The 14,733-nt window shown below is 40.5% G+C and carries 13 protein-coding genes and 1 riboswitch; of the genes, 5 read left to right on the top strand and 8 right to left on the bottom strand.

What is annotated here, in order from left to right; genetic code table 11:
* Positions 1–3 precede the first annotated feature (3 nt).
* Genes EP57_RS12035 through EP57_RS12050 form a run of 4 tightly spaced genes read right to left on the bottom strand, consistent with a single transcriptional unit; the run spans position 4 to position 2,512 of the window.
* Entirely contained in the window at positions 4–567 is a 564-nt protein-coding gene (locus EP57_RS12035; protein ID WP_036087071.1) for a hypothetical protein, read from the bottom strand.
* A 17-nt stretch (positions 568–584) separates the two neighbouring features.
* The gene (locus tag EP57_RS16555) at positions 585–1,616 is read right to left on the bottom strand and encodes a DUF4097 family beta strand repeat-containing protein (RefSeq protein WP_052167669.1); all 1,032 of its coding nucleotides are present in this window, start codon (positions 1,614–1,616) and stop codon (positions 585–587) included.
* Complete coding sequence (locus EP57_RS16560) at positions 1,609–2,187, bottom strand: DUF1700 domain-containing protein (RefSeq protein WP_052167670.1); 579 nt, start codon at positions 2,185–2,187, stop codon at positions 1,609–1,611. Before EP57_RS16560 ends, EP57_RS16555 begins: the two co-directional genes overlap by 8 nt.
* Entirely contained in the window at positions 2,180–2,512 is a 333-nt protein-coding gene (locus tag EP57_RS12050; protein ID WP_036087072.1) for a PadR family transcriptional regulator, read from the bottom strand. The genes EP57_RS16560 and EP57_RS12050 overlap by 8 nt, the downstream gene beginning before the upstream one ends.
* Positions 2,513–2,694: 182 nt before the next feature.
* Here EP57_RS12050 and EP57_RS12055 point away from each other — a divergent pair, with 182 nt between their 5' ends.
* The 3 genes from EP57_RS12055 (at position 2,695) to EP57_RS12065 (ending at position 5,677) form a co-directional block, all read left to right on the top strand.
* Positions 2,695–3,234, top strand: a complete 540-nt coding sequence (locus tag EP57_RS12055; RefSeq protein WP_036087074.1) for a biotin transporter BioY — start codon at positions 2,695–2,697, stop codon at positions 3,232–3,234.
* Between the two features lie 90 nt (positions 3,235–3,324).
* The gene (locus EP57_RS12060) at positions 3,325–4,050 is read left to right on the top strand and encodes a Crp/Fnr family transcriptional regulator (RefSeq protein WP_052167671.1); all 726 of its coding nucleotides are present in this window, start codon (positions 3,325–3,327) and stop codon (positions 4,048–4,050) included.
* Positions 4,051–4,318: 268 nt separating this feature from the next.
* Positions 4,319–5,677 carry an LPXTG cell wall anchor domain-containing protein gene (locus EP57_RS12065; protein WP_052167672.1) on the top strand — a complete coding sequence of 453 codons (1,359 nt, stop codon included), beginning with the start codon at positions 4,319–4,321 and terminating at the stop codon, positions 5,675–5,677.
* A 46-nt stretch (positions 5,678–5,723) separates the two neighbouring features.
* Here the strand turns inward: EP57_RS12065 and EP57_RS12070 are convergent, their stop codons facing one another.
* Positions 5,724–6,251 carry an HdeD family acid-resistance protein gene (locus tag EP57_RS12070; RefSeq protein ID WP_036087076.1) on the bottom strand — a complete coding sequence of 176 codons (528 nt, stop codon included), beginning with the start codon at positions 6,249–6,251 and terminating at the stop codon, positions 5,724–5,726.
* A gap of 320 nt (positions 6,252–6,571) precedes the next feature.
* Positions 6,572–6,673, top strand: a riboswitch (SAM riboswitch).
* A gap of 113 nt (positions 6,674–6,786) precedes the next feature.
* Between EP57_RS12070 and EP57_RS12075 the strand changes: the two genes are divergently transcribed.
* Together EP57_RS12075 and metX are read left to right on the top strand one after the other, a co-directional pair.
* On the top strand, positions 6,787–8,064 hold the full coding sequence (locus EP57_RS12075; protein WP_036087078.1) for an O-acetylhomoserine aminocarboxypropyltransferase/cysteine synthase family protein: 1,278 nt from the start codon (positions 6,787–6,789) through the stop codon (positions 8,062–8,064).
* A 28-nt stretch (positions 8,065–8,092) separates the two neighbouring features.
* Positions 8,093–9,202 carry a homoserine O-acetyltransferase MetX gene (gene metX / locus EP57_RS12080; RefSeq protein ID WP_376700942.1) on the top strand — a complete coding sequence of 370 codons (1,110 nt, stop codon included), beginning with the start codon at positions 8,093–8,095 and terminating at the stop codon, positions 9,200–9,202.
* A 48-nt stretch (positions 9,203–9,250) separates the two neighbouring features.
* Here the strand turns inward: metX and EP57_RS12085 are convergent, their stop codons facing one another.
* The 3 genes from EP57_RS12085 to EP57_RS12095 form a co-directional block, all read right to left on the bottom strand.
* Positions 9,251–9,727 carry a GyrI-like domain-containing protein gene (locus tag EP57_RS12085; RefSeq protein ID WP_036087083.1) on the bottom strand — a complete coding sequence of 159 codons (477 nt, stop codon included), beginning with the start codon at positions 9,725–9,727 and terminating at the stop codon, positions 9,251–9,253.
* A 114-nt stretch (positions 9,728–9,841) separates the two neighbouring features.
* Positions 9,842–13,732 carry a putative mucin/carbohydrate-binding domain-containing protein gene (locus tag EP57_RS12090; RefSeq protein WP_036087084.1) on the bottom strand — a complete coding sequence of 1,297 codons (3,891 nt, stop codon included), beginning with the start codon at positions 13,730–13,732 and terminating at the stop codon, positions 9,842–9,844.
* A 192-nt stretch (positions 13,733–13,924) separates the two neighbouring features.
* Positions 13,925–14,725 carry a formate/nitrite transporter family protein gene (locus EP57_RS12095; protein ID WP_036087261.1) on the bottom strand — a complete coding sequence of 267 codons (801 nt, stop codon included), beginning with the start codon at positions 14,723–14,725 and terminating at the stop codon, positions 13,925–13,927.
* Positions 14,726–14,733 lie beyond the last annotated feature (8 nt).

Raw genomic sequence — 14,733 nt, forward strand, 5'->3', positions numbered from 1 at the left:
TAGTCACACAGAAGCTAGCGCTAACAATTCTGGTTCTTCCACTGCAAAGCGATTCACATAGGCATCCATCCGCCCGCAAAATTCCACTTCCATCAAACCTTCATATAAGAAATCATGCGGCTGCAGGAAATGCAAAGCTGTGTCGCCAACCACAGAAATATCCGCGACTTCCAACACATGCCCAACAAACTGCGAACAGAAAAATTCGTTTTGCGCAGAGAAATCAAGGCGTAATACTAACCCTAAAATTCCCCAGAAATTATACCGGTAATTATCGACGGTAAACCGGAACCAATCCAATTCTCGCTGAATCCGCGCCTGTTGTTCTGGCGTGATTTCATAGCTGAGAATCGCGGTGGCGGATTTCTCCAACACACCGCTCCGCACATCCTCTTTAATAAAACCACCGTTCAAAAAGTTCCGCTTACCAATCCGCCCAAAACTATAAACTTCCGACAGATCCTCCGTCAAACTAATCGACACATGATTGAACGGTTTACGTGTATATTTTTGAATAATCTTCCCCGGAATCGTCGTTGTTTTCGTTAAAATAACATACACTTTCATTGCATTACAGCTCCTACTTATTGCTCGACTTTAATATTTCCTGAAGAAGTCCGAACTTTGATGACACGATCTGAACTTGGTTTCGAATTTGGCGCCTTAATATCGCCAGAATTACTACGCAAATCAAGGAATCCATCAAAAGTGCTTGGAATTTCTATCGATACGTCACCAGAATCCGCATTTACCGCCACATTCGCCTTCACATCAAGGAATGACAAATCGGTTTCTCCAGAACTATTAGTTACTGTTGTTTCATCCGACAGATCCGACAAATCAACATCCCCCGAATTATTCTCTGCTTTCACAACGCCCTCTACCTGTTCGCCGTCAATACTTCCCGAACTATTTTTGAACATGGCCGTATTTACTTTCACTTGTTTCACTTCGATGTCTCCTGAATTTGACGACACGTTCAAGTTATCACCTTTCATCCCTAAAACATCGCTTTCTCCAGAACTATTCGTCACGTCCACATTCCCCGCGATACTGCGCAATTCAATGTCTCCCGAATTATTCTTAGCCTTGATCGATTTCGCCTTTAAATCCGCCGCTTCAATGCTTCCAGAACCGCTTGTTAGCGTCACATTATCCGCAACCACGCCTTGTATCATCAAGTCACTCGAATTCAAATTGCTTTCCAACTGCGCCAATTTCGCGTCTTTCGTTAAGTAAATCGTCACTTGTTGCTCACCGTAAATCTTGAAATCTAGAAAACTCATCCATTCCTGCTTGTTCTCTACATTAATCGTCAAGCTATCTTGATTTTCCTTCACACTATTATCTAACCGCTTAATCGTGTCTTTTGAAAGACTGCCACTCATCGTCACGTAGTTTTTCCCGTTCGTGCTTTCTGCGACACTCACTTGCAAGTCCTCATCGCCCATCAATTTAATCAGCGAAATATCGCCATCAGCAAGTTTCCATTCGCGATTATACGCCGTCCCACGGTCAACCACATTGTTACTATTGAACGTAAATGCAACCCCAATGCCACCGATGACAAGAAGAATCGCACCAATAATAAGTAATTTTACTTTATTTTTAAACATGCTTTCTCTCTCCCTTCATCAAATGAATATTGAAGTGCGTATACCCAACAGTCGCCAGAACCATCGCCTTCACAAGCCACATCGTCAATACGACAAAAATGAAACCAAGTCCAAGCGAAGCAATCACTGCGAAAAATTTATAAAGTACAAACGAATGATTCACTACCACATCCAAAATAAAAGCAACTGGCGTTAAGAAAAAGCCAAGCGCCGAGCCCGCGACTCCCAGAACTACTCCCCAAAAAGAAAGCAATAATGAGTAAACAACGATATTAGGAATCAACATCGCCAAGAAAACACCAAATTGTCCCGCCGCACCACGTTTCTTCGTTGGCGCTGGTCTTGGCACATAATACGTTTCCTCAACAGCCGCTTCCCCGCGTCCCGCTAAAATATCTCGTGCAATCTCATCCGGACTACCAAGGTCAAATACGATTTCCTGTTCCGACTTGCCACTAACCGCGCCAGCCGCAAAATGCTCCTCGTAATCCGCTAAAATTTCAAATCTTTCCTCAGGTTCAAGACCTGCTAGTTTTACTCCTAATTCGTTTAGAAACTGTGTTTTATCCAATGTTCTCTCCCCCTTCGTTAAATAATCGATTCACACTCGACACAAAATCTTTCCATTCAAACATTAATTCATTCATATAAATCTCACCTTTGACAGTTAGTTGATAATATTTTCGCGATGGACCTTCCGTCGATTCTTTCAAGTACGTATCACAATACCCCTCTTTGACAAGCCGACGTAATACCGGATAAATCGCACCTTCTGCAACTTCCACATATTGCGAAACATGTTGCGCCAGCTCATATCCGTATTGATCTTTCTTCTGAATAAGGAAAAGGCAGCATAATTCCAGAACACCTTTTTTAAACTGAACATTCACTTCCATGCCAAACCCTCCATTTCTAATTGTTAAAATTTCAGTACTGAACATTAATCACTACTTGTTATACATAACTATATCACGCACTACTAATTAATGCAAGGTAGTGTTAAGAAAAAAATAGTATTGCCATTTTAAAAAGTTAATGTTAACCTAATATCATATTAAGTTAACAAAGGAGAATGAGTATGAGAAATGAAAAATTAAAACAGCTTATCATTAACGCGCTATTTGCCGTTATCATCGCGATTCTAGCACAAGTAACTATCCCAATCGGGCCAATTCCACTAACCGGGCAAACACTTGCCGTTGGACTTGCCGCAACCATTTTATCTCCCCGCAATGCTACAATTTCCGTTGCCGTCTACATAGTGCTCGGCGCAATCGGCGTCCCTGTTTTCGCAGGAATGTCTGCAGGACTTGGCATTCTGTTCGGACCGACTGGCGGTTTTATCATTGGTTTTCTTTTCAACGCGTACATTACAGCCTTCATTATTGAAAAAACCGATTTCCGACTTAGTTACGCTATTTTAGCCAACATTATTGGCGCGATGGTGACATTACTTTTTGGTGCTGCATGGCTCAAATTCGGTGCTGGCATGCCTTGGAACACTGCTTTCATGGCTGGTATTGTCCCATTCATCATTCCTGGAATCATTAAAGCAACCCTTGCTGCCCTCTTTGGAATAACGATTCGCAAACGGCTTGTGACTGCAAAACTCATCTAAATTTTCCAAAATCAAGGGAAATCGTTATACAAACCCCTCCAGCTTCGATATAATAAAGGAGATAATCTGTGAGAAAAGGGGAACATACTAATGACTTTATATGATTACAATAATCTGAAAGAAAGTTTCGACACTGATAAAATGCTTGCCACGCTATTAGAGTCAAACGAAGAAAAACCGCCTTATACGGAATTTACGTACCGCCGCAATGAGGTTATCATGGAAGAAGGAACCGATAACAAACACTTCTATGTCGTGAAAAAAGGAATGGTTGCGATGTCTAAAGGAACAATCCGAGACGACTCCATTCTGACTTTTTGCGGACCAAATGATATTCTTGGGTTCCTAAGTATTCTTGAAAATGCCGTATCACCTATTTCCTACACAGCTATTAGTGAAGTCACCTTGTTACGTTTCGATCGGCAATATGTTATCGACAAAATTACCTTTGGCCAAGAAAGCTTCTGGTATGCTTATTTCTTCTATCTGAATTTTACACAACCGATTCTTATTCGTGAATCTCTTTCTAATCTACCGTCCGACAAAAAAATTCTAGCTGGCCTAGTTATTGTAGCCGAGCGCTTTGGTCGCGCTGAACCTGATGGCTCATACTTAATCCCATATTATTTTACACAAAAAGTAATTGGAAAGTACTTAAATTTGGCCCGTGCTTACGTTGCAACAAACCTGCGCAAACTAGAACAAGACGGTCTGATTTCCCTTTCACCGAAGCCTTGGAAAATCCATGACATGGCAGCTGTGAAAGAAATGTTGAATATGAAATATACGGATCTGTACTCTATTACTAAAAAATAAATTGTGATAGAAAATGAAAGCCGGATTTACCACTTGCCAATCATCATTTGGTGCGTGATAAATCCGGCTTTATTTATTGGTGCACAACAAGTTCAACGATGAACAATTCTATATTACACATTTCTATATATCCCCTTTTTTTAATTAAAATAGGACTATAAGTCAATAGAATGCGTTTTCTTTTTGGAAATCCCTACAAATAAATGATGACAATTATCCTTGTTTTTAGTATAATAACCTTATTACACATAAAGGGGAGAATTTTTAAATGGCTAACAAAACTACAAAATTAGCATGTGGCTTGCTTGCATGCGGACTAACACTGTCTTTAGCAACACCAGTATTCGCGGAAGAGACACAAACACCAACTGCACTTGATGCGACTACAACACAAGAAACGACTACAGATGCAGCATCACCAACAACCGCTACTACAGGCTCCGTTACACCTAAAACAGATGTTACTTTCACAAAAAATGCAACCGTTACACCTGCTGATTTTGTGACCATAACAGATACGACAAACAGCCCTACACTAGCATTCAAATCCGGAGCAGAAGCTACAACAACTGCTGCTGGAACATTCACGACAACTATTATCGCAACATTTGCTGACACGACAACACAAGAAATCACAGCGGACTATACTGTAACAGAACCAGCTTCTAAACCAATCGTAAAAGCTGACGCAGCACTGGCAACAGCTAAAACAGGGGTTACAACAGAAATCAACGTAGCAGTGACAGATCCAAGCAAATTCGTAACAGCAGCAAGCGGCGTAACATTGTCTTTCGCTAAAGCTCCTGTCGTTAACCGCTTAGGCGCACAAACAGTTACAGTGGCAGCAACAAACGGTACAACAACAGAAAACATCACTGCAACATACACAGTAGTTGATACAACCAAACCAGTTATCACAGTGGATGAAGAAGATTTCTATGTTTTTATCGATGAAGAATGGACAGCAGATGAACTCGTTTCTGCAACAGATAATTCAGGTTTCGTAAAAGTCTATTTCGAAAATGGCAAGGAATTTTTAGATACGACTACAGAAGGCTCACATACAACTGTTATCGTGGCTGAAGATGCAAGCGGCAATACATCAAGCGTAACGCTTTCTTATGAAGTACTTGGTGACGATGTATTCTTCTTTGATGCACCAGTTGTAGACGTAAACAAAACAACAGCAACAGACGTTTACGGTAAAGCAGAACCAAATACTACTGTTTTCATTATTTCAGAAGACGGTGAAGATTTGTTAGGCATGGCAAAAGCTGATGCAAATGGCAACTTCCATTCGAAACTCGACACACCACTAGTTAAAGGTCAAACAGTATACCTACTTAGCATTGATGAAGAAACTGGCGAAATTAGTGATGTTGCCAAATTCACTTTCCAAGGCGGCAAATTACAAGTATCACCAGTGGAAGATACGAAGAAACCAGCTGTTGTGAAAACTGCCCAAAAAGCTGACCCAGCACCAGTTGTTAAAACACAAACACCACCAACTACAACAACAAATATGAAAGAACTACCAAAAACAGGCGACAATAGCTCAGCTGGAATCGTATTTGCTGGATTAACTATCTCCGCACTTGCAGCATTCTACTTGAGAAAACGTAGCTAATAATGAAAAAAGAGAAATCCGCGAAATGGATTTCTCTTTTTTATGCTTATTTTACTTTTCCAACAAAGAAGAACGTTGCAATACAGTTGATTCCTTGAACGATGAAGAATGTTCCAACAAGAATCACGATACCGATTGCGCCAACAATTGGGTTGAACAAAGAGATAAAGCCAAGAATAATGCCTAAAATCCCTAATGCTAAAATCCAGCCCCAGCCTTGAACGTTTTCGCCTTTAGCAGCAAATGCGCCAATTGTACGCATAATCCCAGCGAACAACACCCACATACCGAAAACAAGTACTAAAGTGACCGTTCCTTCCAATTGATCGGCTAATAATAAAATACCTAATAACACCGATAAGATTCCTTCTGCTAAAATCCAGCCCGATACTTTCTGTCCTCCGCGATTAGAGAAATACGAGATGATTTGGAATACCCCAACAACTAACATTAGGATTCCGATGAAAAATGTGAACGATAGTAAAGAAATACCTGGGTGGAATACAAACCAGATTCCTAAACAAATCATTGCGATACCAGCTAATAAAACTAATATGCGAGTAAATGTCTTCATGCTATGTAACACTTCCTTTTTTATTTTTAGAGCCCTTTAAGCCCTGTTGTACATTTTACCCTGTTTTACTCTAATAAAACACTATTTCTATTGTCTATTTGTCCTTTTTTTCTGACTTTAGACACAAACGGCTTCATTTCAACGTCCATATGCGTCATTTATGTCAAATATGTGCGCTTTTTTTGTTTTCGATGCTTGATTTCAATCGAAAAAATTCACATTTAAAACCTTATTTCCAGATGCGACTTTTTCAAAAAATCTGTCTACTTTTCTTGACAAATAGGATATAAAAATTGTATGATGGTAACAATTTAATACGCTTCTTATCAAGAAAGGTGGAGGGACTGGCCCTGTGAAACCTTAGCAACCGGACGTTTGTGTTCACGGTGCTAATTCCAGCAGTATTTTTGCGAAGATAAGCTAATAACGAGTGAAATGTTGTCTGTTCAACCTTTCCTAGTATCGCTTTTCAAAGCTTGCTGGGAGAGGTTTTTTGTTGTTTTCTTGGTGGACTCGCGTGAAAGGGGAAAAAAGAATGGGACAAGATTACCGGTTTGAGACGATTCAAGTACACGGAGGTCATACGCCTGATAGTGCGACGAATGCGCGGGCAGTGCCGATTTACCAAACGACTTCGTATACGTTTAATGATACGGAACATGCGGCGGCATTATTTGGTTTGCAGGAGACGGGGAATATTTATACACGCATTATGAATCCAACAACAGCTGTTTTTGAAGAGCGCTTGGCTTTGTTGGAAGGTGGGATTGGTGCGGTTGCGACGGCGTCTGGGATGGCTGCGATTACGTACGCGATTTTAAATATTGCGAGCAGTGGTGATCATATTGTTTCGGCGAGTACGCTTTATGGCGGGACTTATACGCTTTTCTCCCATACGTTCAAGGATTTTGGCATTGATGTATCGTTTGTGGAGCCTGATGTTGTGGCGAACTTTGAGGCCGCGATTACGGATAACACGAAGGCGATTTTTATTGAGTCGCTTGGAAATCCCGATATTAATATAGTCGACGTGCGACAAGTGGCTGAGATTGCGCATAAACACGGGATTCCGCTTATTGTGGATAACACGTTCGCGACGGCTTATTTGCATCGACCTTTTGAATTTGGCGCGGATATCGTGGTTTACTCGGCAACGAAATTCATCGGTGGGCATGGCGTGGCAATTGGTGGCGCTGTGATTGACGCAGGAACTTTCGACTGGAAAAACGGAAAATTTCCGAAACTTGTCGAACCTGACGCAAGCTATCATGGCCTTTCCTATGCGAATGATGTTGGTGCTGCCGCCTATATTACCAAATTACGCGTGAGCTTGCTTCGTGATACAGGTGCCGCCATTTCTCCATTTAACTCCTTCCTGTTGATTTTAGGACTGGAAACATTATCACTACGGCTTGAAAAACATGTCTCCAATGCCCAAAAAGTAGCCGAATACCTCGAAAATCATGAAAAAGTGGCTTGGGTTAGCTATCCCGGTTTGAAATCGAATCGATACTATGATTTAGCGCAAACCTATTTTCCAAAAGGGCCAAGTTCGATTTTCTCTTTTGGGGTGAAAGATGGTTACGAGGCGGGTAAACAAGTCATTGAATCGGTGGAGCTGTTCTCGCATTTAGCGAATGTCGGTGATGCAAAATCGCTTATTATCCACCCTGCTTCGACGACACATCAACAATTAAGCGCCGAGGAACAAAAAGAAGCTGGCGTGAAACCAGAAACGATTCGCGTATCGATTGGTATAGAAAATGTGGACGACATTATCGCTGACCTTGCCCAAGCGCTGGACAGTATTTAAGACAACTATATAGAAAAAGGTGATGGAATTGGGAACGCTAAAACAAATACGACTTTTTGAAGAGACACCACTTATTTTAGAAAATGGGGAAACAATTGGAGCGATTGACGTTGGTTTCGAGACTTACGGCGAATTATCTGCTTCAGGAGACAATTGTATTTTGCTAGAACATGCATTGACCGGAACGGCACATGCCGCGAAGCATTTTGAGGAAGATGTCGCTGGTTGGTGGGATGACTTTATTGGAACGGGGAAAACGCTTGATCCTGCTGATTATTTTTTAGTTTGCACGAATGTATTTGGCGGTTGCAGTGGGACGACGGGGCCTTCTTCTATCGATCCAAAAACGGGCGCCGAATACCGTTTGAATTTTCCAGGCTTTTCGATTAAGGATATTATTAAGGTCCAAAAGGCGTTGCTTGATGCGCTTGGCGTTTTTCATGTCGTGTCAGTCATTGGTGGTTCGATGGGCGGTATGCAGGCGACGCAATGGGCGATTGATTATCCGGAAATAACGGGAAGTGTGATTAATCTGGCATCCCCTCTTGCGGCGAGTCCTGAGGCGATTGGTTATAATTTAATTATGCGGATGGCGATTTTGAATGATCCTGATTTTAATGGCGGGAATTATGTCGGGCAACCGGAAGGCGGGCTTGCAACGGCGCGGATGGTTGGGATGATGACGTATCGGACGAGCGAATTGTTTTCTAAACGATTTGAACGCTTCACGGTAGCTGACTCCTCTCCTGGTGCTTTTTCAAAAGAACATTTTCAGGTGGAATCGTATTTGCAATATCAAGGCGATACATTTGTGGAGCGCTTTGACGCGAATAGCTACTTATACTTAACGAAAGCGATTGATTTATTCGATGTGACGGTGAATGGGATTGATGAAAAACCATTGTTTGCAGGGATTCAAATTCCTTATTTATTGGTTGGTGTGACGAGCGATCAATTGTTCCGAATTAATGATTTGCGCCGTGATTATGAGCTTTTGAAAGATTGGCATGTGCCGGTGACGTATTATGAAGTAGATTCGGATTACGGGCATGATGCGTTTTTAGTGGAAGTTGAGAAATTTCATCCGCTTATTAGTACTTTTTTGACCCAACATTCGCAAATAACGTTAAAAAAATAAAGTGTCGGCGTCAAGCTTTCATCTAAATCAGAGCTTGACGCTAACACTTTATTTTTTAGTTACTGGAATCCACACTTCACACGTAAAATCGGCTTTTGTCGTGTCACTGCCATCGTAGACTTCAATTTCAGGGCCGTCCGCGTGAACGTAGTCACTTTCCGGTAGCCATTCTGAGAATATTTGTTGCCAAGTGGATTGAATGGCTTCTGGCAAGGCTCCTACGGATTTGAAAATCGCCCATTGTTGTGCGGAAACTTCGAAAATTTCCATGCCGTCCGCGTTTTGTCCGTTGTATTCTGTCGCTATCCAGTAGTCCATTTCTTGATTTGCCGCTTGTTCTTTGGAAACACTGCAAATTCCCATGTACGAGGTGCCTAATTTGCCGAGTTGTTCGATTGTTCCGTTGGTGTGTACTTCGTCCCAGAATTTTGGAATGTCCTCTAGATTCTTCCCTTGATCATAGGAAAATACTTTTTTAATGCCGATTACTTGGAATTTGTCATGTGATACGATTTTATAGTCCATGTTATTCAACTCCCTATCTGAATTATTGTGCTTGTTTTCATCATATTAAAAACAAACTAAAAAAGCGAGGATTACCTACCGCAAAATAACGGTTTGGCAATCTCTCGCTCATTTTTATTGTACGATTAAACCATTTGGTACGACTAAAAATTCATTTTGTGTAATCATTTTGTATACTTTATCTTTTTCATTATCTTTTACTTCTAGTCGTACAGTACTCGGCTCGCGATGGTTCACTTGAATAGTGTAACCATCTTTGATTGGGATGTCTAGTGATGCTTCTTGTTGTGTCACATTGCCAATAAAGTCTTTTGTGAACACAACATTACCTTTGTCATCTTTTACAGTGATGCTTGCATATGGAGTCGCTCCAAAACCATAATGCGGTTGGATTGCATTCACATCTAGATGTAGCATATTTTTCGCTTTATTGACGTGTAGCTTAGCAAACTGGCGGTCTGCATAGCCTCTGAACATGAAGTCAATATCTGAGCTATATATTTTTCCATTGACAAAACGAGTTGGCGTTGGAACATCTGTCAGTGATTTCTTCACTAAACCATTGGCGCCAATTTGATACACCGTTGGGTTATGCTGAACTTCTTGTAGGACGTTATCCACCGTTAGCGGCAAACGAGCTTCAGCTTCTCGGTGCGTAATTACTATATAGTAACCTTCTTCTAATGCTAGTTTCTTCAATAACGCTCCTGTGTTTTCATTTCCAATCATAGTGTAACTATACACTTCACTACCGTCTTTATCTTTCACTTGCAGTGTTGCGTACGGATAATTTTTATCGAAGTATACATGTGGTTGACCTGCTTTTTTATCAAATGTTAGTTCCATTGATGATAAATTAAGCGTCACATTCGCAAAATTCCAATAGCTAAGTCCTTGGAACTTAAATTGGAACACGTCCCCATCAATATAATTAGAGCTGAATGTTGGAATATCGCTAGTTGCTACTTTCATCAAGCCCTCTTCTGTTATTTTGTACGTTGCTGCTTTGCAGTATGGGAAAAGTTCCTTTGTATCCGTATTCGTGATTTTAAGTCGGTCACCTGCTTCAAGATGTGTTACGGTAACATAATAACCTGTGTCGATTTTCACGTTGAACATATCGGCTACTAACTTTTCTTGACCGCCATAGGCTTTTTTGTATACTAATTTTCCGCGGGCATCGTGGATCTCAATTGATGCATACGTCCCTGGGAAATAAGAGTGTGGTTGACGTGTATTTTGTTGAATTTTGGCTTGTTTGTTCGTTAAATCAAGTGTCATAAGCGCAAATCGTACATTGCTCAAACCTTGGAATTCAAATTGGAAGTGAGAGCCATCGAATTCATCCGCGTTTGGCGTTGGGATTTGTTTTGCGTCTACTTTTTTCAAGCCATCTTCCGTAACAAGGTAGGTCGCTTCTGGATACGTTGTATAATGCTCGTTTGTTGTTGTATTGATGATAGCTAAACGGCCTGCGTATTCCTTATGCATCACCGTAATGAAATCGCCTACTGCAATCTTCACCTTGTCTTCGGACGCTGGTATCGATGTTTGCGGGGCATAGTTTTGTTGGAAAATTACTTTGCCTTTTGCATTGTTAATCTTGATGGATGCGTACATGCTTGTGTAGGATTCATGTGGCACTCCGGCATTTTGTGTGATGACTGCTTGTTTGGCATCTAGGTCCAAGAACATATTTGCAAACTCGCGATTCGCAAAGCCTTTCATCTGGAAACGGAATTGGCTTCCATCTAATAAATCTTGGGAGATGTCATTTTTTAAAGCTAATAACTCGGCATAATCTTGTTGATATTTGATTTTGTCTGTGTCGGCTAGGTAGGCGATTGCTTTTCTCAATTGTGTTTTTGAATCAGCATAATCTTCATTTTCGATTGACTTAATATTATTTACATATTCCGCTAATTTCACAAGCTCTTTTTTGTAGTTCGCCAAAGCATCTTGTGGATTCACATTTGTCTGCTCACTTGTTAAGCCATATTTCGTCACTTTGAATGTGTTTGTTATTTTATTGTCTATTAAACCTGAAGGTGCATTTGTGATGTTCAGACGCCCAGGCTCTTCGTGAATAACCTTGATGGTGTAGCCTGGCTTGATTGTTGCTTCAAATTTACCAGTCTCTGTATTCGCTCCGTTGATTACTTTGTTAAAAATGGATTGACCAGCCTCATCAAAAATCTCAATCGCTGCGTAACGACCTGGGAAATAGGAATGTGGGTTAGCCCTAGTTATATCAAGTACAAATTGACCCGCTTCAGGATCGACTGTCCCTTGAGCAAATATAGCATTTCCTAGGCCTCTGAAAATTAATTGTTCTAATGCTACTTTGGAGGTTTGTAATTCTTTCATTTGGATATTCATTTTGTTTTCACCATCTGAAACAGCTAGATAATTCGTAGATGGCTTATAAAAACGAGTCATACCTGTTGGAATGTCTAGAGAATAAATGCCTACGGGTATGTTTTTAATCGTCATAGTTGGCGCTGTTATTTTAATGTTGCGAATTACATCGGCGCCATCTTTGATTCGTAATGTTTTGCCTTTGATTTGATTGAAATCATTGATAGTAAACTTAATTTCACCAGTATTGGTTAGCTTATATTTGGCAAGTTCTTTGTTACTTACTAATCCCCATTTAGAATCTAGAGGGATGTCTTTTCTTGCTTGCTTTAAGTTGTCATCAGATAACAACGAAGCTAGTGGATATACAGCTTTATTTCCAGAATATAGATTCTCTACTTTTTGATTATTGGTCATAGAACCTTGAACAAGTTCGACAAATGGTGTGAAGTCATAATGACTTGTTTCACCGAATGCCTGTGTTATTAAATCTAGCAATTTCTCTCCATAGTTAATGCTACCAGCGTTTACAGCAGCTCGATATGACTGATTGAAATGCGTGAAAGCCTTGTCCCCTGCTTTATCTTTCATCAGTGTTAACATATATAGCTTACTTCTTACATCCCAGCTATTCACAGGTGTTTTTGTTTCGTATACAAACTTCTCAAAAAGTCCTTCTAGATACGGTCGTTCCCCCCGGTAAAGCCAGCCTGCTGTATAGTAGTCACTTCCAAGCATTTTCTTTTGCATTGAATCAGCGTATAGGTTATTCCACACTTCTGATGTTGTAAATGTCGAGTCTCCCATAAATGATCCTTGATATCCGTGACCAATCTCGTGGAGACCGCCCCAGCCCGGTTTCAGAAAAAAGCCATAAACAGAACTACTAGAATCAGCTGTATGATCGCCTCCGTAATATCCTGCTCCCCCACCTTGTATATTTGCTTTAGCGAAGTATTTCGTTGGTACGTTTTTGTCTGTTGCTGTTTCTGATGTGAACGAGATTCCTTCTAATTCATTATACGTCTCGAATAATGTGTCATAGTAGGCTAATAAATCATTGATAGAAGAGAATTCATCCATTTTTTTTAAATAAGGCTTGTCTCGAGCTGGCACTAAAATTTGGATATATTTATTACCAATTAATGCGAATGCAGCATTTGATTTATCCCATTTCTCAAAAAAGTCAGCTTCTTTATCTCCTTGCTTAAAAACTGGTAATTCAATGACTTTATCATCAACTTTGTACTCTAATATCGGTGCTTCTGTGGTAAATGTTGTTTTTGCAAGTAGTGCGGAATCGGCTCTTGCTGTTGCTGTAACCCACGTGCTCCCAACTTGATAACCGTCTTCTTTAGAGCTGTCATTATTTAATAGCTCTACTTTCACAGTCCCTTTATAGTTTGGATTTGTCTGTCTAATCTCGATTGTAGAATCTTTTGGCACAATAATACCTAAGTCTTGACGATCATGATCAATGCCTTTGGAAAGACCTTGTGCTCTGAACCATGTTGGATTTTCTAGTGTATACATCTTTTTTTCCATTGTCGTTGCTGCGTCTACTCTTAGGCTCCCTGCAAAGACAACACCAATGATGGTCATCAAAAGCATAGTTATAAATAGTGCATAACCCTTTTTATTCTTCATGTATTTTCCTCCTGCTACCTTCTTTTTGTGGCCACAACTTATAATATCGTGACCAAGTTTTTTTGTCAGTATAGAAAAATTGGAAAATAGTGATTTTACTCAAGTTTCTCGTGAACACTTTGTTACAATAGCTAACTTTCTAGTCCGGAGCACAAATAAAAACCCCATCACAAGCGTGACAGGGGCCTTGCTTTAATCTTTATATATCGATTTCGTTCTATTCAGCCATGCGTAACCGAGTCCAATTACCAAGCCACCGCCGACGTAGTTGCCGAGTAGTGCCAAGGATAGGTTCGTTGATACGCTGCCTAATGTCATGCCAGGGACGTGTCCGCCAGATGAGAAAAAGGCTAGGGAGAAAGAAGAGAAATTCGCGATAACGTGCTCAAAGCCTAGGAATGCGAAGATGAAAATAATGAATATCATCGCGATAACTTTTCCAGCATCGTCTTTCATCCGCATGGTACAAATAACCGCCGTATTTACAACGATATTTGCAAAAATTGCTTCGATGAAAATCTGTAGTGGTTCTTTTTGTAGTTTACCTTCTACAGCTGTGAATAAGAAATGATCGGCTGGTAGGGCGTGGAATGCTGACGTTAGTGACATCAAGTACCCTGCTAAAATACCACCGATTAAATTACAAAAAATACAAAGAAATAAAATACCTAAAGCTTTGCCGGGTTTAATAATTTTTTGGTAAACGCCGGTTGTCATATACATCATGTTACTTGTACCGAGTTCTGCGTTCATATAAATAATCATCACAAGTGACCAGCTGAACATGAATGCGTAAACGATTTTTCCTAATCCGTGTGCGAAGTGATCTACTTTATCGCCAATCATTACCGCAACTGCTGTTCCAAGTGTTAGGAATAAACACGCCAGCATCGCACGGAAAATATAGCGAACCACACTGTTATGCACTAAATCGATCTTTTTACGCGTACTATAATCGATTTTCTGCATCAATGTACTATTTTCTGCGTCCAAATTTTTCA

Source organism: Listeria booriae (genome assembly GCF_000766865.1).
GTDB classification, from domain to species: domain Bacteria; phylum Bacillota; class Bacilli; order Lactobacillales; family Listeriaceae; genus Listeria_A; species Listeria_A booriae.